We start from the raw sequence: 19278 nt of genomic DNA on the forward strand, positions 1-19278 counted from the left end.
ATTAGAACCTAAGACCCGAAATTGTAAAGGAATTTCCGTCTTGCGGAGATGATTGATTACAGAAACCGCGTTTTTGGAACTTACTTGCTCTTCAATGAGTTCGTTTGCTGTTCCCGTCGAAATTAGACCGATTCCACCATACAGCAATTCAACATTGCTGCTTTTCACAGTGCGATTATTGGCTGTAAGTTTCGAGAAACCTATTTGAATCTTCTCATTTGGTTTTAACGTTAGTCCAGATTGGTGAAGAAAATACATTGAGAAAAAGCGGAATTCTTCGTCATAGTTGACTTGCCATTGGCCACTTTTATCATCTATTTCTATCTCACTAGGTTTAAGTCCTAAATCTTTTTCCCAACGGAGTTGAAAATGGCATTTTTTCTCACTAGCCGCTTGAGAACCTCCTGCTTGAACAGTCGCTAATTTTCCGGCTAGGGAATTAGAATTTTTAAAGATGACATCCTGTTCGCTATCATTAAACACCTCTAAATATAACGTTAAAGGGTTATTACCATCTTCTAAATAGATGGTGTTAATAATTTCAGCTTGGTTGTTCTCTCCGTAATAAAACTGAAATTTCAAAGGCTCTTGGCTGAAAAACTCGCCAAAATCAATGGCCTTTTCGGCAAGACGGATTTCTTCGGGAACTCTGGTAAGCATGATCATTACTCCTTGAAAAAAAGAGATTGATGTATGTGGTTGGGTTTTACTCGCTGACGGTTTGGACTTCTTGAGTCCATGAATCGGTTGATTCAGGTTGCTCTAATTGGGATTCTCCTTGTCTCTGGATTTTGCCAATCAGTTGATAGACTTGGCGATAGGGCATAGTACCCAAAGCTTCTAAAACTTGGTTGACTTCCCCCAAAGTTAATTTGAGGGAAATTTGTTCGGCTTCATTCATTAGTTTCTGTTTTTCTGGTTAATTTTAACCAGCCATCATAGATTTTTTGTGGACTGGAGTAAACGGACTGAGAATCAAAGGGAACTAGGGGACGATTTGACCAGGTATTCCCTTCTTTTCCTAACCAAGACCACTCATAATTGGGTACTTCGGGAAGGGAAAGCTTGATCTGATCAAGATCATTGATTGGGTTAAGATCACTCAGAAGTGGTGCCGCTAAAAAAGTAACTTCGATCGCTTGTAAAGCAGGTAAATACTGTTCCGGCGGAATAGAAATACTTTTAGCAGGAAGTATGCCACAAGTCGCGTTCACTTGTCCACGAGGGTCGATTAACATCACTAGAGTTTGGGCTGTATTTTCCTCTAAGGTTTGCTCCAGATTCAAGGGAGTGTCAGGGGTGGGATCTTCTTCATTCTCAAACAGGGTTTTGATCTTTTCGTGGGGAACATAGCAACTTTGGGGAGCATAAAAAACGCTGTCTGTGTAAGTACCATCGGCTTTTTCTACCCAGTAGCCCACCAAACTATCATTAAACTGCTGATATTCACCAATACGGATGGGGAATTTGACCTTTTCAAAAGCTTGTGTGGTTCGGAATTTATTGTAGAAAAGATCGTTAGAGAAAGATATCTTGTTCTGGCTAACGGCGGGTATGCCTTGGATATCTAGATTGATGCGTGAGCGCACTAGGGCTAAAGGTCGCGACACTAGCAAGGAGATGGCTTTATTTTGAGCAAATCCTTCGGGGTCAATGGTTTGTAAGGCTGCATTGACAGTGGTGAGGAAATCGGACATAAATGCCTCTCCTTGATCACTCAGATACCAGACCATTTGCTTGAGATAGGGGTTAGTCTGATCAATAATTTCCTGAATTTGCTCCTCATCGTAATTAAGTCCCGGAACAGAGCGCAATGTAGCGGTGCGGTCAATCATGACTAGAGCATTGCCCTCATCATCATAAATAGTCAGGCTGTTATCTAAGTTGTTGGGCAAAACCCAGCCACAGATTGGTTTAGTGGCGAGGGTCTCATTCATTTCCTGATCTTGTTTACTGCTTTTACTGCGGCGAGTCCCCTGTGGTCGGGTGGCCGATAGCCAGCGAAAATTCAAGCGGGCGGGTTGGGCTAAACGGGGTGGCAGGTAGATGGGATGGGATGATAATACATTAGCAAAAGCTGATGGCAGTGTTAGGGGTTGGCTAGTGACAATCTCACGGCTATTGTTAGTGTCAAGCACGACATTAACCTGTCCAAAGGTATCCACAAGTCGTAAATCAGTAATTTTTAATCCTCCTACACGAATGGGACTAAAATCGAATCCAGTTAAAGGCGATCGCAAAATACTGTCCGGTACGAGACGAGAGCTAAGTTCTAAAGTGTTCTGCACGTTTTTCAGGAAGTCTTTTGCAGGTCCATTTGCTGCAAGTAGATTATCGTTGACATCTAACTGAATTGTCCGATTATAGGTGAGTAGCGCATCACTAAAGCCGCCGAGACTCTGGGCGAGACAGCCGTTAAGAGATTGCAGTTGTTGATAGGCCCGCAGCGCAGTAGAAAAAGGATCACTAGCTGTGGGGTTTTTCTTGTCATACCACCCCTTGACAGCGTTAAAATTCTTGACCAGGTAGTCCTCGGTTTGGTCGTCTGGGGATATATTTTGTTCTTGGTAATAGTCGGGCAACAAATACTTAGTCAAGTAATCTATAAGATTGTCCTTGAGCAACATACTAGCCGAGGAAGAGAGAAAACTAGCTCCCCTGTAAAGGTTGGGATAATCAGCAAAATGATTCGCGCTTGCATCCGTCGGTGTGATTTCAAGTCCATCGACCCGCAATTGATATTTATCTTTGAAGATGTTAGTGTCGTAGTTTACACTTGGAGTGTGCTTATTCTTGTCGTTCTTGGTTTGTTGACTCTTGTGTTCTAGACCTTTCAATTGCACTTGCCATTCCAACAGGAAGGGGTTCCAAGGCTGATTTTTCCATTGACGGAAGCCAATTTTTTCTGTGGGGTTGTTGCCAAACTCGTTGAGAAATTGGACAAAAATATTTAAGGTGTTGTCAGGTAAGCTCTGCAAGTCAATGGACTGAGTTAATAATTTACATTGCAGCAAACCATCTGTCCTCAAACGCTCGTCGTCACGGTTGCGAGTCGGTTTAGCGACTTCCCCAGTCATTAAAACTACGGGATCATTTGGCTGCCAATAGCGAGGCCCTGGAACTATTTTGATGGTGTAAGATGGTCGGAACAAACCGATTTTGTCTTGGTAATCCCGCTCAATTTCGGTCGGAGATAGGGGTTTTTTGTGGAAGCTAACGCTGGCGATGCGTCCCCGTAAACGATGGCTACCGGAAGAGTTAGACATTAAATAGACGGTGCCACTAAAGGGGTTATTAGCCTCTAAGTGGAGGAAAACCCACCGATTCTTAGGAATTGCTGTCCAGTTAATCGGTCCGTTTACCTGTTGTCCGTTAATGTAAATTTTTTGCCAAGTGCTGCTAATTCCATTAGTAGAATTAACATAAAGGCTGGTGCTTTCTACCTCTAAAAGGGAACCCTGAACTCCCTCTGGTATGTTTACCCACATCGAGAGGGACTGGATATTTCCTAAATTAGAGATTTTATAATTCTGATTGCCATCGAAAGATAAACACTTCATGGCAATATCGTCATCCACTAAGGTAGAATCGCCAGTGACTTGGACTGATTTTTTGGGAGCAATTAAACGGGATTCTTTGTTAAACTTCTGAACTTCAGCAATTAGTGTGTTAATCGACCCAGCAAGTCTGCTCGCTTTTGAATCGCTGTCAAAATTTGAATTACTGTCAAAAGGTCTGTTAATCGACCCGGCAAGTCCGCTCGCTTTTGAATCACTGTTAAAAGAGGAGCCAGAAAAATTCTTAGGAGCAGCAGCGCTGATAATTTGACCTTCTGTATTTTTCTGTAAGTTCAAGACCCCAGCAGCTTTGATGGCATTCTCTAAGGCTTTTACCCCATATTGATTGTTATCCGCAGTGTCCTTAAGGAACCTTTGGACTAAATCACTGTCGCTTGTTTTGTTGATAGAATCAACTGCGCTTGTTCCCAGTGTTTGTATTTTGCTTCTATCTAGCAAGCTTTTCTCCTTATCCCGATCAGGAAGAACATAAGTGGCCAGCATATACTTATACCAATCAGCATAGACTTGTTCTCGAATTGAGCCAACTTTTGCTAATTGTTGGTCGTATTCACGCTGTGCTTCATTAACTTCACTGATGCGATCGCCGATGGCGGCGGATAATGTCACCTGCATTATTCCCTCGCCTTGCACGGCATTTGCTGGGTTGGCACTTCCCGACTGGGAAATTTTGGGATCAGATTCTGGCACTACCTGCCATGATATCTCTTTACATTGGCCAGTAAAGCTGTCCTCGTGTAGTCCTTGTCGAAACTTGGGTCCAAAGTCGAGATTTTGCTGTACTAAACGCCCACTCATTTGTATGGCTTCTAGCTGCTCCTCAATCGTTTTGCGATTTTCTGTATTTGTTGTGTCCAGTTGACGAGCTACATAAGCTGCTATGGCTTCTTCTTGGTTGTTTCCTACGGCGATCGTTCCTTTAATCGCTTGTGGGTTAGTTACAGAAGCACCAGGCGCAAAACTTAGGGAAGCATGACAGAGAAGACGATCAGGGAAACTTTGGTTATTGCCTATTTCTAATGTCCAGCCAGCTTTACTTTGCAAAGTGTCTAAAAGGCTTAAAGGATCTCTGTCTGGGTACTGTTCTTTGATAAATTTGTCAAGATAATCATTTTTGCCGTCGCTATACCAGCCAATGACATCATATCGTAGGTCTTTGGGCGGGGTTGTATTGGTGGTGAAGTCCCCATCATGAAAACCGAACACACTACGACAGTTAGGATAAAAACCAGCAAAGGCAACTTTTTCGTTGTCTAAGTTGTCAACTGTGGCGAAGGGTCCAATAGCGGACAATTCCTGAATATATTGGGCATTTGCCGTACCTGAGCGCCATGCTCCCAATTCTAATTTACGCCCCAGAAAACGACAGGGTCGATACTCATTGGTGACCGGATAATAGAGGATATTAATTGTATCTTCTGGTGTAGCCCCTTCAGGATACAGATAATCACTTTCTACAACCCATTTTTTTTCTGCTATATTGCTCCCACGTCGTATAATTAACCAGCGATTAGGTACAAGGGGAAATGTGATGCCTTGTTCTCCATCTCTTGCTATACCGTTAGTCAGCGCATCTGGTAAAGACCAGTGTAGGTGAATGCCTGCTTTTAGACCTAATTCAGGTTGTGTAAAGGGAACCGTTAATACAGTTTCGCTAATATAAGCACTACCGCGCTTCTGTAATTCAGTATCTTTATAGTAAGGAAGCTTACTATAATCAGTCATTTCCCCCAGTACGTCCGTCTTGGTGGGGAGGTAGAGGGCATCAAGGTAAACTGGGACTAGGAGTGTGGTCATAACTATAGTATGTAGGGATGAATGAAGCAGAAACCTAAATCGTCAGTTTTGGGAATTTTCGCTGTTCCACTGGGGAGAGGTTGGCAATGCGCCCAACTCACTTGCAGCAGTTTTAAGATTCGTTTTTTTTCTTGACTTTTTGAATAGTACGGCTCGTTGATTTATTTTTCAACCCTTTTGGTCTTCTTTTTTGTAAATTTTTATAATTTTCTTGTTATTTCTTGTTATTTTTCGTTGTTTTTTGTGCTTCTTCGTTACTTGGTATGGTTCGATAGGGGGGCATAAATCGACAAAATTCTTATCTGGCAAGAGATTTAATTGATTAGTTCGCTCTAGATAGAAAACAATTGGCAAAAATCGCAGCAACGCCTGTCTCTATAAGGGTTTCATTCCTTACAATACCGTCCACTGCATAAGACAAACTGAAGAACCAAACATTTCAAGTTTGTCGATGCTTTAAATTCCGCTGCTAGATAAGGACAGGCGCTCATGCAAAAGGGAGAATAATAATGATAATATCCACTAGAAACCCGATCATCGGCTATTTGGTAGCGGCATAAATCCAACCAATGCCCAAAATATTGCCGTCGGATTAATAGGTCCAATTTTGTTTCGTCTGTAGGGTGTAGGTTCCGTCGCGCACATTGACTCGATGGGGGATCAGCTTCAGGTCTCGGAAGATATTAGCTTGGTGTTGTAGGGCCGTCAGAGAGCGATCGTCGATGGGGATAATGGCACGTTCAGAGGCCCGTTGTTCGAGATTAGTGATGATCGCCGGGTCGATCTCGTGGTGAGCTGCCAAGCGTCTCGTCGCCTCTAACTCCTGTTGTTTCGCCCAAGCACCTGCCTCGTTCACTTCTTCTAAAATCACCTTCAGTACATCGGGATAATCCCGCACCAATTCGGGAACTGCATAATAATAGGTCGGCACTTCTAGAGAGGCGTTTTCCCCGAAGATGCTCTCCAAATCGGCCAAAGATCTTCCCAGATAGGTGCGCGTCTCGGTGGGGGAATAGGGAACCCAGACCACCCAAGCGTCGATCTCACCGCGACGGAAAAGCACCAGCGCTTCCGGTTGGGTTGCATACACCGGTTCGATATCGTTTAATTCTAGATTCACTCTCATCAGGGCGCGGATAAGGACATAATGGGCGCTCGAACCTCGATCGAAGGCGATTCTTTTTCCTTTTAAATCCGCCAACGTCTCTATTGGCGAATCCTCTGGCACGAGAATCGCCTGACCTTTCGGGGCGGTATATTTTTCCTTGGCTACCCGGACGAAGACGTGTTCCGCCGCTTGGGAGAAAATACTCGCCGTACCGCCACCACCGCAGAAATCGATCGTTCCGTTGCTCAAGGCCTCGATCAGAGAGGAAGCGGCCAGAAAACTCGTCCACGTTACCGTCACCCCAAAGGGTTTTAAGCGTCTTTCCAGAAAGGCCTGGGCGCGGAGAACTTCCAGATTAGTCATACCCTCGGGGTAGCCGATCTTGAGGGTTCCTAACCGCCGCGCTTGTTTGGCGAGGGGAGTGATATCGGAGGGGGTCGAGCGCTTGAACCAGCGATCGATCGCGATACAGAAGAGAATTCCAGCGATAAATAATCCCACGGTTTCCAATAGTCGGGGAGTCGTATTTCGGGGGAATTTAAAGCTATCGACGAGGTTGAGAATCAGGTTATCGGATCGAGAATTTTGACCGACGGCGATCTCGCGTAGCGAGCGCTTTGCGTTCGTGTCGGAAAATCCAGCCAGGAGAAAGCTCCCGACGAGGCTGGTCACAAAAAGCACTGCGGGAAGAACTCCCCGGCAATTTCGCCACGGTTTCCAGAGACACTTGATCGAACGGTGGAGCATGGGATTTCTCGCAGAAAACAAGATTTATGATCGGGAAAGGGGACAAGAGGGAAGGGTTTCCCAACTTGATCGGGAGAGGTTCCATTAGTTTTATCTACATACTATAGAAATCCACGACTCCTAGATTGTGTAACAAAGTACATTTATAAATGTATTGAAAATGATATAGTTTTAAAGTGAAATTGCGCCCGCATTTGAGAGATCGAGGTGGTATGGATGGATTGGTTGATCGAAATCGTCAAAATCGCGGTGGCCACCGGCATAGCCACCACCTTCGACGACAATATTTATCTAACCGGCTTCTTTAGCGAGGTAAATCGTACCTTTCGCCCGGTTCACGTTGTCGTCGGCGAGCTAGTCGGGTTTACGGCCTTAGTATCGGTGAGCTTGCTGGGGTTTCTCCTCGGCCTAATCATCCCGCCGATTTATATCGGTCTTCTCGGAATCTTGCCGATCCTCATCGGTGTGAGAAATTTACTGACGTTAAATCGCGATAACGAGAGGGAAACCGCAGATCGCAAGGTTAATTTGCGAAGAAACGCCCGATTTCACGGATTCGCCTCCCGCAGACTATCCCTCGGTCAAGTCTTCAGCGATCGCCAAACCTATAAAGTTTCCGCAGTCACGATATCCAATGGCGGCAATAATCTCGGTATCTACATTCCCCTATTCGCCAATAGTACCGTGGCGCAGTTAGCTGTCATCATCCCGATCTGCTATCTAATCGTCTGTACTTGGTTATTTCTCTCCTATAATCTAACCCGCCAACCGGGGATCGCGGTTGTCCTCAGCCGTTATGCGAGTAAGCTTTTCCCTTTTGTGCTGATGTGGTTGGGCCTACGGATTATTCTCGATAACGGCTCCTATCGCCTGTTGATTCCCATCGGCTAAATTAGACCCCCCGTAAACGCCAATCTCCAGATCCCACGGGAGTCAAAATTCAGGAAGAGAGAATAAAAATTAGTTGGTTTAGAGCAACCTTATCGAGAAAATCCCGATGAATGTATCACTGTTGCCAATTCGATCGCTGTTTCGTCCCTTTCGTTCCTTATCGGGGAGGAGCTTCCTTTCCTTCCTGTTAGTGGGACTGTTGGCAAGTCTCGCCCTCGCCTCCTGCGGGGGAATCGGCTCAAAACCGGAGGTGAAACTGAATCTCGTTTCCTTCTCGGTCACAAAAGCCGCCCACGACCAGATTATCCCGAAATTCGTCGAGAAATGGCGGAAAGAGCATAACCAAAAAGTCATTTTCCAGCGAAGTTACGGCGGTTCCCTGGCCCAGGCCGATGACGTGATCGCCGGGAAACAAGAGGCGGACGTGGTACATCTAGCCCTACCTCTAGACGTGATGCGGATATCTCAAGCCGGCCTGATTAATCGCGGTTGGGAAGATCGGGTGCCGCGGCGGGGGGTGGTGAGTCACTCGGTGGCGGCGATCGTGACGCGGGCGGGAAATCCGAAAAAGATTCAATCTTGGGCGGATCTGGCTAGAGAGGACGTTACGGTTCTATCCGCCGATCCGAAAACTTCCGGGATCGCTATTTGGCAGTTATTAGCCCTCTGGGGTTCGGTGACGCAAACGGGGGGCGAACCGCAACAGGCATGGGATTTTGTCCGCCGGATCTATCAAAAGATTCCCACCCTAGCCAGGGACGCGCGGGAAGCCAGCAATGCCTTTTTCCAAGAAGGAAAGGGGGATGTTTTAGTCACCTACGAAAACGAGGTAATTCTAGCGGCAAGAAATCAACCCGATACCAATTACTTAGTCCCCCCGGTCAATATCTCGATCGATAATCCCGTGGCGGTGGTGGATAGAAATGTCGATAAACACGGCACGCGAGAGGTGGCCGAGGCCTTTGTGAATTTCCTCTATTCCGAGCCGGCACAACAGGAATTGGCCAAATTAGGCTATCGCTCGGTCAATCCCTTCGTGGCCAAGGATGAAGGACTACAATTTCCGCCGATCAAGACCCTTTTCAACGCCCAAGATCTCGGGGGTTGGACGTTGATCGAAAAGGAATTTCTGGCCAATAACGGCATCTTCGAGCAGATTAAAAACCAGTCGGCTTCCTAACATTTTTCCCGCTTTAATCTATGAAATTCTCTCATTATTTTTTCCTAATCTCCCTTCTGATTGCGAGTAATTTGATCGCCGGTTGCGGTCGCCCGGCCGACTCGGCCGAGAAAGAAGCGCCAGTCTCGATCGACGGTGGTGCGGTGGGTTTCGCCCTTTCCCTCGCCGTTGCCGAAGAATATCAGAGAATCCATCCCGAAGCGCGGGTAAGCGTCGCCACCAGTGGAACTGGGGGCGGTTTTAGTAAGTTCTGCGCCGGAAATCTCGACATTGCCGGGGCATCGCGGGTGATCCGGAAAGAAGAGATCGAGAAATGTCGGGAAAACGGCGTGGAATTTCTGGAATTACCGATGGCGATCGACGGATTGGCGGTGATTGTCAATAAAAAAAATCAATTCGCCAAGTGTTTAACGATCAAAGAACTCGATCGAATGTGGAACACGAAAGCGGAGGGTAGGATTACCAGTTGGAAACAGATTAATCCCAAATTTCCCGACGAAAGATTATTACTTTTCGCCCCGCCTTCCGATACGGGAACCTTCGATTATTTCACCCAAGCGATTACGGGAAAACGGAGAAATAGCCGTACCGATTTTACCCCGAACCGCAATCAAAACGCGCTCGTACAGGGGGTGATCGGCAATCCATCCGCGCTTGCCTATTTAGGCATCTCTTTCTATATGCAGAACCAAGATCGATTGAACTTGGTGGCGATCGAAAATAATGAAGGAAAATGCGTCAAACCGGTCCCCATCGATAACGTTCTCCGCAATGTCTATAATCCCCTTTCCCGTCCCCTGTTTATCTACGTCAACAAGAATAATTTAAAAACGAATCCATCCCTGGAAAAATTCGTGCGCTTCTATTTAGAAAATTCCTGGAAATGGGTCGATGGCGTGGGTTACGTCGCTTTACCTGATGAGGCCTACGTCAAAACCCTGCGGAAATTCGAGCGCGGGGAAACGGGATCGAAATTCGGCAAAGCTAAACCGGGAGAACCGATCACGAACTTTATCTAAAAAAGGAATTTTGTTAAACCATGACCTTAACCCCGAGTTCTTTCGATAATTCTTTTTTCGCGGCAGATAATTCACTCCTCAAGCACCCCGGCGACGATATTCAAGAGAAGATAATCGCGCTGATTCTCTTCGCTTGCGCTTTCGTTTCCGTGGCGACGACAATCGGCATCGTGGCGATTATTTTTAGTGAAACCTGGGGATTTTTTCAAGAGGTATCTTTCGCCCAATTCTTTCTCGATACCCGTTGGACTCCACTGTTCGCCACCCCTCATTTCGGTATCTGGCCGCTAATTAACGGGACATTTTTAACCACAGCCATCGCTATGTCCGTCGCGGTTCCTTTAGGCCTATCTTCCGCGATCTACCTCGCCGAATACGCAAAACCGAACCTAGCGGCGATTTTACGCCCCGCGGTGGAGCTGCTGGCCGGGATTCCCACGGTGGTGTACGGGTACTTCGCCCTACTGGTGGTCACGCCCACTTTGCGGAATCTTTTCCCCGTCGAGATTTTTAACGCCCTCAGCGCCGGGTTAATGATGGGGATCATGATCACTCCCACGGTGGGATCGATTAGTTTAGACGCGATCCGAGCGGTTCCCCGTTCCCTGCGCGAGGGTTCCTACGCCCTAGGAATTACCAAGCTGGAAACGATTTTTAAAGTGGTTCTCCCCGCCGCACTGTCCGGGATCATGGCCTCGATTATTTTGGGAATGTCCCGGGCGGTGGGGGAAACGATGACGGTGTTGATCGCCGCCGGCTCGCAACCCCGGCTTACCCTCAATCCCTTCGAGTCGATCGCCACGATGACCGCTTTTATGGCCGAGATTTCCGGGGGAGATGCGCCCCGGGGCAGTCTCAGTTTTAAAACCCTCTACGCAGTCGGCGCGGTGCTTTTTTTGATCACGTTGGCACTGAATCTGGCCAGTTACTGGATCTCCCACCGTTTTAAAGAAAAATACGATTGATTTGCCATGGTTAAATCCTCTGTTAAGTCCGATACCGTTGAGTTTATCGACCATCTGGAACGCCGGGAGGCGATCGGCAAATTCTGCGAGTATCTTTTCCTCTTCGGTTTACTGATCGGTTTGTTCGTTCTGGCGCTGTTGGTGTTGAATATCGCCCACGATGGACTGGGACGACTCTTAACCCCCGGATTCCTCACGGAAACGCCTTCCCGTTTCCCAGAAAGGGGCGGTATCCGTCCGGCGATCATCGGTAGTTTCTATCTGGGAATTATCGTGCTTCTCGTGGCGGTGCCGATCGGGGTCGGGTCGGCTTTGTATCTAGAGGAATACGCCCCGAAAACTTGGTGGACGGCACTGATCGAGGTGAATATCGGCAATCTGGCCGGGGTTCCCTCGATCGTCTATGGTTTATTGGGATTAGCGGTTTTTAACTATCTGCTCAATTTTGGCCCGACGCTGATTTCTGGCGCTTTAACCCTTGCGCTTCTCTCGCTGCCGGTGATTATCGTCACGGCGCGGGAGGCGATCCGGGCGGTTCCCGATTCCCTACGCCAAGCCTCCTACGGTCTAGGCAGTACCAAATGGCAGACGATCCAACACCATGTTTTACCCTACGCGGTGCCGGGGATTCTCACGGGGGTGATTATCTCCGTGTCGCGGGCGATCGGGGACGCGGCTTCCTTAATGGTCGTCGGCGCGGTTAGTTTCCTCACTTTCGATCCTGGTTTATTCCAACGCTTTATGGCACTACCGATTCAAATTTTCAGCTATATCACCCGTCCCGAACCCGGTTTCGCCAATGCGGCGGCGGCCGCGATTATCGTTCTGATCCTGTTAATTCTCGCCCTCAACGCCATCGCCATCTATCTACGTCAACGTTATTCGACACTGAATTAGGGAAGGCAGCGGGCAAGGGGATACATAACCTTCCCTACTCCTGCACTCCCCACTTTTCCAGTACGGGAGGGTTTGCAAACCCGCCCCTCTAAAAAAACCATCGATCTTTAATAAACGATCAGGAGAATTTTTGCCATGACTACCCACCTTAACCCAGATCACAGTGTTTTCGACGCAGAAGGGGTCAAAGTTTTTTATAACGGGTTTCTCGCTCTTCTGGACGTTCATATTAAAATTCCCGCGCGAAAAATCGTCGCCTTTATCGGCCCGTCCGGTTGCGGGAAAAGTACCCTCTTGCGCTGCTTTAACCGAATGAATGATCTGATCCCCGGCGCCAAGGTGGAGGGAAAACTACTTTACCGAAATCAGAATATTTACGATTCGCAGGTCAACGCAGTCAAGTTACGGCGACAGGTGGGGATGGTTTTCCAACGTCCCAACCCTTTTCCCAAGAGCATTTACGAGAATATCGCCTACGCGCCCCGAACCAACGGTTATCAGGGAAATCTTGATGAATTGGTCGAGTATTCCCTGCGGCAGGCGGCGATCTGGGAGGAAGTAAAGGACAAACTGAAAGAAAAAGGAACGGCACTATCGGGGGGACAACAACAGCGTCTCTGTATCGCCCGTGCAATCGCGATGAAGCCAGATGTTTTATTGATGGATGAACCCTGTTCGGCCCTCGATCCCATCTCTACTCGTCAGGTGGAGGAATTGTGCCTACAACTGAAGGAAAGTTACACGATCATTACCGTCACCCACAATATGCAGCAGGCATCGCGGATCGCCGACTGGACGGCATTTTTTAACACCGAAACCGATCGGTCCGGGAAACGCCGGGGAAAATTAGTCGAATTTAGCCCCACGGAAGTTATGTTCGGCAATCCGCAAACCGACGAGGCCCGGGAGTATATTACCGGGCGATTTGGGTAATCGAAACAGAAAAAAGTCGATAGTCTGTTTTTCAAAACCGTGCGCGGTTTTATGCCGAGACACCCATTGCTATGAATAGAAAGGACTGGATTTTCGCTATTTTGTTGGTTTTTGTCCCGATCTCGATCGCCTGGAATTTCCTCCATTGGGACGTGACGATCGTTTTCCTGAGCGCCTGTCTGGCGATCGTTCCCCTGGCCGCTTACATGGGAAAGGCAACCGAGGAAATCGCCGTCGTGGTCGGTCCTAATCTTGGCGGTTTATTGAACGCCACCTTCGGCAACGCTACCGAATTAATTCTCGCCTACGCCGCCCTGGAAGAGGGTTTGATCGAGGTGGTGAAAGCGACGATTACCGGTTCGATTATCGGGAATCTGCTGCTGGTAACGGGCTTATCGATGTTTTTCGGCGGCTTACGCTATAAAGAACAGAAATTCCAGCCCGTGACCGCCCGTTTAAATTCCTCGTCGATGAATCTCGCCGTGGCAGCGATCCTCCTACCCACGACCGTTCAATACACCTCCGCAGAAATCCAGGAGATTGCCCTACAGCGTCTCTCGGTAGCGTTGGCGGCGGTATTAATTTTTGTGTATTGCCTGAGTCTGCTGTTTTCGATGAAGACCCATACCTATCTTTACGAGGTGGGGGACGCAGATCTCGATCAAGAGTCGGGGGAAGCGGTAAGCGTAAAAAAGCCGAATCTCTGGCTCTGGGTGGGGATATTACTGCTCGTGACGCTCGGTGTGGCGATCGAATCGGAATTATTAGTTAATACCCTAGAGGAAGCCACGCATAAATTAGGATTAACGACCCTTTTCACGGGGGTGATCCTGCTGCCAATTATCGGCAACGCGGCCGAACACGCCACCGCGGTTAGGGTCGCCTTAAAAGACAAAATGGATCTGGCGGTTTCCGTGACGGTGGGTTCGAGTCTGCAAATCGCACTTTTTGTCGCACCGGTTCTCGTAATCGCCGGTTATTTCCTCGGTCAGCCGATGGCTCTCGATTTCGATCCGTTTGAATTGGTCGCCGTCGCCGTCGCGGTGTGGCTGACTAACTCGATCAGTAACGACGGTCGCTCGAACTGGTTAGAGGGTATATTACTCGTCGCCACCTACGCAGTGATCACCCTTGCTTTCTTTTTCCATCCCGCACCAGGATAAAGCGATCGGTCGTCGGAAATACAGTTTCTCGATCGGGATAGGTAGTAAAATTCTCCCGTTCCAGAACCTTTGAAGGAAAAGCCGAACAAGGTATAACGAACGGACGAACCCGACGGCCATCTTAAGGAAAAAAACGATGATCGAGATTGTGATTGCGATATCCACCGGTGTAGCGGCATTCGTCGCCACCAACCTCGACGATATATTGATCCTGACGATTCTCTTCAGCCAAACGGGGAAACTCTTCCGTCATCGCGATATCGTCATCGGTCAGTATATCGGCTTTAGTCTGCTGGTTATTGCCAGTTTAGCGGGGTTTTTCGGATGCTTTCTCATCCCTACCCCCTGGATTCGCTATCTAGGCCTCGTTCCTGTGATTCTCGGCATCGTTTCCCTTCTCAAAGAAGAGGAGAAGGAGGAAGAGCCGGAGAATGTCGAATTGGACTTAGAGGGTGCGAAACATTCCCCCTTCGGTGGTTGGTTTGACCCGCGCACCTACAGCGTGGCCGCGTTGACCGTCGCCAACGGCAGCGATAATATCGGTATTTACGTTCCCCTGTTTGCCAGTAGTACCGTGACAAGTCTGATCGTTATCGTCAGCGTGTTTTTGATTCTGGTGGGGGTTTGGTGTGCGATCGCCTACGGGTTGACCAGTGTGCCGACCATCGCCACTATCTTAGCCAGTCAGGGAAGTACCTTTGTTCCCTGTGTGCTGATCGGTTTAGGGATTTTTATCGTCAAAGAAAGTATTCCCCTCACGTTTTTGGCCTTAGCAATTAGTTATCTCTGGGCGATCATCGGTCGCAGTCAGGGACTGGCAAGAAAATAAAGTACCATTTATTTACTAGGCAGAATTATCACATTAAATCTGGTTATTAAAAACTGATTATTTATTTCTCCTTTTGCCTTTTGCCTGTCCTTATAAGTAGCCTATACTCAACGGATTTAGTATTACTTCCCAAGGGGTGATTCCGAGTGGGAGGTAGGGTTAGGAGATTTTGACTCACTGAGAACAACGATTTGATGCGTTGCATTCCAGACGTTTTTGACGTTCTGCTAAGATTGTTTTTAAATTCGGTCTTCCGGTTAAGGTTAATCGCCAAGAAGCCCAAATTTCATAGATAATATCCACTAGAAACCCGATAACCGGCCATTTGGTAGCGGCATAAATCCAACCAATGCCCAAAATGTCATAGACTTGGCGAAACACTTCCACATTTTGGATAATAGTACCATCAGCTAGTACAGCGTGGATTCGTCCCATGGCCGCCGCGAAGGAAATACCGCCATTTTCCTCCGGATTATAGTTTTCGGCGGCAATATCGACAAAAGCAACTAATCCTCTCCCAGCATCCTGTTTTTGCAGAAAATTAACCTCCCGCAAGCAGAGGGGACATTCTCCATCGTAGAGGAGTTTAATTTTCCAAGAGGGCGATCGAGTAGAATTTTCTAAGGTATCAGCAGATGGAGTCGGTAAAGATGACATGATCTTCTAGGGATTCTCTTTTCAGTGAACAGTGAACAGTAAACAGTAATCAGTGAACTGAAAACTCAAATCCGATCACTGATGACTGACTCCTGATGATTATTTTATGGCAATTCATCAGATTGGATGGGATCACTCTCTATTGGTTCTCGATCGTTGCGTTTTGAGAAACCCCAAGCAAAGAGGATAGCAATTAAACTAATCATAATCCATTCCGGCGGCACAAAATCGGGACTAATCACCCGCAACAGCAATCTTAAACCCACCAAACCGACGGTGACAAAACCGGCATCTTCTAGGTGGGTGTATTCCTCTAACCAGCGAATAAATAAACCCGCCATAAAGCGCAGGGTAACTACTCCGATCGTACCACCAAGCAGGATCAACCAAGTATCATCGGCCACGGCGATGGAAGTGGTGACACTATCGAGGGAAAAAGCTAAATCAGTAACGGCAATTAGGGGGATAGCTTGCCAGAGAGACTGAAACCGGAGACTATGATGGGTGTGGTCTTTGTCTTCAGGGGAGGCAAAGTAATTAAAGACTAACCAGAGCAAATATACTGCTCCCAAAAGTTCAAACTGCCAGTATTTAACCACCCAGGTGGCAGTAAGAATCAAGATCATACGGAGAATATAGGCGAAAACTAAGCCAATATTCAAGGCCTGACGTTGACGCTGATGATCTCCTAATCCCTGTGCTATGGAAGCGAGAGCAATGGCGTTATCTGCTGATAATACCGCTTCTAGGGCAATGAGAACCAACAGAATTAACGGGGTTTTTAGACTAAGGGTTAGAGATGAATCAAGGAGCGAGTCTAACATTGAGGCCGCAGGTAAAAATAAATGTAATCATGGCAATACTTCAGCTTAACGCTTTTACAACTTTCTTTTCTAGGGGAGATAACCGTCATCGGGGTGGGGAGATATGAAGTCTTGTAACGAAATGATGCAGAGGACCCCGATGATGTCGGAAAGTATTGGATGAATATCTTTATGAGGAGATAATCAGCAATGCTTTCTGATACTCAAGTTTTAGTCGCTCTGGTAATTGCTTTAATCCCCGGGATTTTGGCTTTTCGTCTAGCGACGGAACTTTATAAGTAAAGTCGCTTTCAATAAACCCCAATCCCGTCTAACCTAGTTATAGGATAGACCGATTGGGGTTTTTTCGGTTATCGGTTATCAGTGATTGGGTGTAACTTAAAAGTAATTAAGTAGGTAGGCGTTAAAAGTTGTCAGATGCCCCCCTTATCAAGGGGGGATTAAGGGGGGATCCCCCCACCTATCGGCACCCCCCTTATCAAGGGGGGCAGGGGGGATCGAACCTAAAATCCATTTTTAAATTATAACCAGCTACTTAGCCAACTTTCTCACCGATTTTACTTGTACTCATAAATCTATGACCGCACGAACACGAAACCAAACCGACAAAAAACCACAAAAAAAGCCAAAAAGTGGTAATAAATCCCAAAAATGGCAAGTTATCGAGATTTGGCTGCGAATTATTGCCTATAGCGCCATTTCCATCACGGCGGTTTTTGCGATCGCTCGTTTGTTACCCTACCAACAGATGCAACAGGCAAAATTAGAAGAAGTGCGTTTGGCAGCCCAAGAAAAGGAGGAACGCGTCAATCAATTGCGCGGTCAATTTACTCGCAGCTTTGATCCTAGTCAAGCGCGGCAAGTGATGGGGGAACAAAGTCCCCGACGGGATCCTAATCAAAGACGCATTTTTTGGGTTTCTCAGTAGAATTGAGCGAGATAAATGCGTTTTTGAGCAGATTATTGGGGTATTTTGCCGATGCTGGTTGTTCACAACGAAAAAATTCTCGATTTCATTAAATACCGCTACTCTCTGGGGGATCTTCAGAGATTATCCGCGTTTTTGTCGGAAAATGATGTCTTGAGATTTCCCCATCTGGAAAATGGCTTATTTCCAGCAGCATTAGTCAGTAATGAGACAGAATACACCGGATATGCCAATGTTTGGCTGAGGGATAACGTTTATCTGGCTTATTCTCACTATATTATCGGACAGACAGCGATCGCTGTCAAGAATATTCAGACTTTGATGAACTATTTTCAAAAGTTCCAAAGGCGTTTTATTAATATTATCCAAGGTCGGGTTAATCCTGAAAAGATCAGGGAACGTCCTCATATTCGTTTTGAGGGACGTACACGGCTCTTCGTTACTTGTTATGGTTCGATAGGGGGGCATAAATTGACTAAATCCTTCTCTGGCAAGAGACTTAATTGATGAGTTCGCTCTAGATAAAAAACAATTGACAAAAATCGCCAAATGCCTTTCTACATAAGGTTTCCATCCCTTATAACCCCCGTCCACTGCATAACACAAACCGAAGAACCACGTACACTAACGGAAATTGACCAAGTTTGGCAACACGCAAAAAATGATGCCCTTGGCTATTTTCTCTGGTTTTATTGTCGTTTAGCACGGGAAAAATATATTCAGCTTTCCCCCGATTGTTTAGAAACAATTGCCCTATTCCCCTTATATTTTCAAGCGATTAGTTATTGGCAGGATGAGGATAGCGGTCACTGGGAAGAAACCCGTAAAATAGAAGCATCTAGCATCGGGGTTGTGGTAGCGGGATTAAGGGAATTAAAAAGGTTATTAATCGAGACAGAGATAAATCTCACGGCTGAAAATCGCAGGATTACACTGGCATTTTTAGCGGACTTAATTGAGATAGGAGAACAGGCTTTATACCAGATTTTACCAGCCGAGTGTCTTCTACCAGTACCGCAAGCAAGAAGTTATGATGCAGCCCTACTTTTTTTGATTTATCCCTTACAAGTGGTGGAGACAAATATCGCTGATCAAATTCTTAATAATGTTATCGTTCACCTTCAGGGAGATTACGGTATTCGTCGCTATTTAGGTGATTCTTTTTGGTGTCGAGACTATCGCTTAATTCCCCCAGAAATCCGCACCACTGTATTGACGGAAAGGGAAAATTGGTTACAGGAACAAGGGAAAGGATTAAACTTAGGCGAAGAAGCACAATGGTGTATTTTTGATCCGATTATTTCCGCCATTTTTGCCCTTAAATTCCAGAGTACAGGTCAGGAGAAATATCTAAACCTACAAACCCATTACTTTAATCGTTCTCTCGGACAAATTACGGGAAAAGATTCCCCCCTGGGTGAGTTTAAATGTCCAGAATTATACTATCTAGAACAGGGAAAATATATCCCTAATGATGCCACTCCTCTCCTTTGGACACAGGCTAATTTACAAATCGCTCTGGAACTAATTAAGAAAAGTTTAAGCCAATAGTGTAATTCTAAATAGCTGGTTATAATTCAATTAGAAATGGATTTTAGGTTTGATCCCCCCTGCCCCCCTTCTGTCCTTTAGTCACATCTTTCTTAACACTTCAAACCTTTGTAGCACAAGGCTTTCAAGACTCGGTTAACAATTTGTAATATTCCTTGTTGACACCCTTACTGACAAAGAAAAAACTGAAATCAAGTCAGGATAAGGGTTG

17 protein-coding genes and 1 pseudogene are annotated in these 19278 nt (G+C 46.6%); 12 read left to right on the forward strand and 6 right to left on the reverse strand.

Annotated elements, in window-relative coordinates:
• The 4 genes and pseudogenes from PN470_RS18335 to PN470_RS18355 all read right to left on the reverse strand — a co-directional run.
• A pseudogene (locus tag PN470_RS18335) lies at positions 1–660 on the reverse strand (hypothetical protein); the annotation flags it as partial.
• 46 nt (positions 661–706) lie between these two features.
• Positions 707–901: a hypothetical protein gene (locus tag PN470_RS18340; protein ID WP_016516752.1), complete on the reverse strand. Its 195-nt coding sequence runs from the start codon at positions 899–901 to the stop codon at positions 707–709.
• Positions 894–5375, reverse strand: coding sequence for a hypothetical protein (locus PN470_RS18345; RefSeq protein ID WP_272104913.1), 4482 nt, complete (start codon positions 5373–5375; stop codon positions 894–896). Before PN470_RS18345 ends, PN470_RS18340 begins: the two co-directional genes overlap by 8 nt.
• A 592-nt stretch (positions 5376–5967) precedes the next feature.
• A complete protein-coding gene (locus PN470_RS18355; RefSeq protein WP_103111602.1) occupies positions 5968–7230 on the reverse strand; it encodes a sulfonate ABC transporter substrate-binding protein in 1263 nt (420 codons plus the stop codon).
• A 216-nt stretch (positions 7231–7446) separates the two neighbouring features.
• Here PN470_RS18355 and PN470_RS18360 point away from each other — a divergent pair, with 216 nt between their 5' ends.
• From PN470_RS18360 to PN470_RS18395, 8 genes are all read left to right on the forward strand, one after another.
• The gene (locus PN470_RS18360; protein ID WP_002763668.1) at positions 7447–8121 is read left to right on the forward strand and encodes a cadmium resistance transporter; all 675 of its coding nucleotides are present in this window, start codon (positions 7447–7449) and stop codon (positions 8119–8121) included.
• Between the two features lie 106 nt (positions 8122–8227).
• Positions 8228–9301 carry a sulfate ABC transporter substrate-binding protein gene (locus PN470_RS18365; protein WP_271938800.1) on the forward strand — a complete coding sequence of 358 codons (1074 nt, stop codon included), beginning with the start codon at positions 8228–8230 and terminating at the stop codon, positions 9299–9301.
• 20 nt (positions 9302–9321) lie between these two features.
• Positions 9322–10320, forward strand: a complete 999-nt coding sequence (locus tag PN470_RS18370; RefSeq protein ID WP_103111600.1) for a PstS family phosphate ABC transporter substrate-binding protein — start codon at positions 9322–9324, stop codon at positions 10318–10320.
• Between the two features lie 20 nt (positions 10321–10340).
• Positions 10341–11285: a phosphate ABC transporter permease subunit PstC gene (pstC, locus tag PN470_RS18375; RefSeq protein WP_004163293.1), complete on the forward strand. Its 945-nt coding sequence runs from the start codon at positions 10341–10343 to the stop codon at positions 11283–11285.
• Positions 11286–11291: 6 nt separating this feature from the next.
• Entirely contained in the window at positions 11292–12182 is an 891-nt protein-coding gene (gene pstA / locus PN470_RS18380) for a phosphate ABC transporter permease PstA (protein WP_002738206.1), read from the forward strand.
• A 135-nt stretch (positions 12183–12317) separates the two neighbouring features.
• Entirely contained in the window at positions 12318–13115 is a 798-nt protein-coding gene (pstB, locus tag PN470_RS18385; protein WP_272104914.1) for a phosphate ABC transporter ATP-binding protein PstB, read from the forward strand.
• Positions 13116–13186: 71 nt separating this feature from the next.
• Complete coding sequence (gene cax, locus PN470_RS18390; protein WP_271938811.1) at positions 13187–14278, forward strand: calcium/proton exchanger; 1092 nt, start codon at positions 13187–13189, stop codon at positions 14276–14278.
• Between the two features lie 136 nt (positions 14279–14414).
• Positions 14415–15107 carry a cadmium resistance transporter gene (locus PN470_RS18395; protein WP_271938814.1) on the forward strand — a complete coding sequence of 231 codons (693 nt, stop codon included), beginning with the start codon at positions 14415–14417 and terminating at the stop codon, positions 15105–15107.
• Between the two features lie 174 nt (positions 15108–15281).
• On the opposite strand, the gene PN470_RS18400 is transcribed toward PN470_RS18395, so the two are convergent.
• Positions 15282–15764: a thiol-disulfide oxidoreductase DCC family protein gene (locus PN470_RS18400; RefSeq protein ID WP_016516761.1), complete on the reverse strand. Its 483-nt coding sequence runs from the start codon at positions 15762–15764 to the stop codon at positions 15282–15284.
• A 104-nt stretch (positions 15765–15868) separates the two neighbouring features.
• On the reverse strand, positions 15869–16588 hold the full coding sequence (locus PN470_RS18405) for a TerC family protein (RefSeq protein WP_271938817.1): 720 nt from the start codon (positions 16586–16588) through the stop codon (positions 15869–15871).
• A gap of 189 nt (positions 16589–16777) precedes the next feature.
• Between PN470_RS18405 and psaM the strand changes: the two genes are divergently transcribed.
• The 4 genes from psaM (at position 16778) to PN470_RS18425 (ending at position 19067) form a co-directional block, all read left to right on the forward strand.
• Positions 16778–16870, forward strand: a complete 93-nt coding sequence (psaM, locus tag PN470_RS18410; RefSeq protein ID WP_012264462.1) for a photosystem I reaction center subunit XII — start codon at positions 16778–16780, stop codon at positions 16868–16870.
• Between the two features lie 295 nt (positions 16871–17165).
• The gene (locus tag PN470_RS18415) at positions 17166–17516 is read left to right on the forward strand and encodes a hypothetical protein (protein ID WP_271938820.1); all 351 of its coding nucleotides are present in this window, start codon (positions 17166–17168) and stop codon (positions 17514–17516) included.
• Between the two features lie 51 nt (positions 17517–17567).
• The gene (locus tag PN470_RS18420; RefSeq protein WP_271938823.1) at positions 17568–18023 is read left to right on the forward strand and encodes a hypothetical protein; all 456 of its coding nucleotides are present in this window, start codon (positions 17568–17570) and stop codon (positions 18021–18023) included.
• A gap of 42 nt (positions 18024–18065) precedes the next feature.
• The gene (locus tag PN470_RS18425; RefSeq protein ID WP_271938825.1) at positions 18066–19067 is read left to right on the forward strand and encodes a glycoside hydrolase family 15 protein; all 1002 of its coding nucleotides are present in this window, start codon (positions 18066–18068) and stop codon (positions 19065–19067) included.
• The last annotated feature ends 211 nt before the right edge of the window (positions 19068–19278 follow it).

This window comes from Microcystis sp. CS-574 (assembly GCF_028329095.1).
Lineage (GTDB): Bacteria > Cyanobacteriota > Cyanobacteriia > Cyanobacteriales > Microcystaceae > Microcystis > Microcystis ichthyoblabe_A.

Excerpts from the sequence above, each read along its gene's own strand:
- PN470_RS18420 (WP_271938823.1), top strand. The coding sequence starts at position 17,568 with ATGCTGGTTGTTCACAACGAAAAAATTCTCGATTTCATTAAATACCGC.
- PN470_RS18405 (WP_271938817.1), bottom strand. The coding sequence starts at position 16,588 with ATGTTAGACTCGCTCCTTGATTCATCTCTAACCCTTAGTCTAAAAACC.
- pstB (WP_272104914.1), top strand. The coding sequence starts at position 12,318 with ATGACTACCCACCTTAACCCAGATCACAGTGTTTTCGACGCAGAAGGG.
- PN470_RS18365 (WP_271938800.1), top strand. The coding sequence starts at position 8,228 with ATGAATGTATCACTGTTGCCAATTCGATCGCTGTTTCGTCCCTTTCGT.
- PN470_RS18345 (WP_272104913.1), bottom strand. The coding sequence starts at position 5,375 with ATGACCACACTCCTAGTCCCAGTTTACCTTGATGCCCTCTACCTCCCC.
- PN470_RS18400 (WP_016516761.1), bottom strand. The coding sequence starts at position 15,764 with ATGTCATCTTTACCGACTCCATCTGCTGATACCTTAGAAAATTCTACT.
- PN470_RS18340 (WP_016516752.1), bottom strand. The coding sequence starts at position 901 with ATGAATGAAGCCGAACAAATTTCCCTCAAATTAACTTTGGGGGAAGTC.
- cax (WP_271938811.1), top strand. The coding sequence starts at position 13,187 with ATGAATAGAAAGGACTGGATTTTCGCTATTTTGTTGGTTTTTGTCCCG.
- pstA (WP_002738206.1), top strand. The coding sequence starts at position 11,292 with ATGGTTAAATCCTCTGTTAAGTCCGATACCGTTGAGTTTATCGACCAT.
- PN470_RS18425 (WP_271938825.1), top strand. The coding sequence starts at position 18,066 with ATGCCTTTCTACATAAGGTTTCCATCCCTTATAACCCCCGTCCACTGC.
- psaM (WP_012264462.1), top strand. The coding sequence starts at position 16,778 with ATGCTTTCTGATACTCAAGTTTTAGTCGCTCTGGTAATTGCTTTAATC.
- PN470_RS18360 (WP_002763668.1), top strand. The coding sequence starts at position 7,447 with ATGGATTGGTTGATCGAAATCGTCAAAATCGCGGTGGCCACCGGCATA.
- PN470_RS18395 (WP_271938814.1), top strand. The coding sequence starts at position 14,415 with ATGATCGAGATTGTGATTGCGATATCCACCGGTGTAGCGGCATTCGTC.
- pstC (WP_004163293.1), top strand. The coding sequence starts at position 10,341 with ATGACCTTAACCCCGAGTTCTTTCGATAATTCTTTTTTCGCGGCAGAT.
- PN470_RS18370 (WP_103111600.1), top strand. The coding sequence starts at position 9,322 with ATGAAATTCTCTCATTATTTTTTCCTAATCTCCCTTCTGATTGCGAGT.
- PN470_RS18355 (WP_103111602.1), bottom strand. The coding sequence starts at position 7,230 with ATGCTCCACCGTTCGATCAAGTGTCTCTGGAAACCGTGGCGAAATTGC.
- PN470_RS18415 (WP_271938820.1), top strand. The coding sequence starts at position 17,166 with ATGACCGCACGAACACGAAACCAAACCGACAAAAAACCACAAAAAAAG.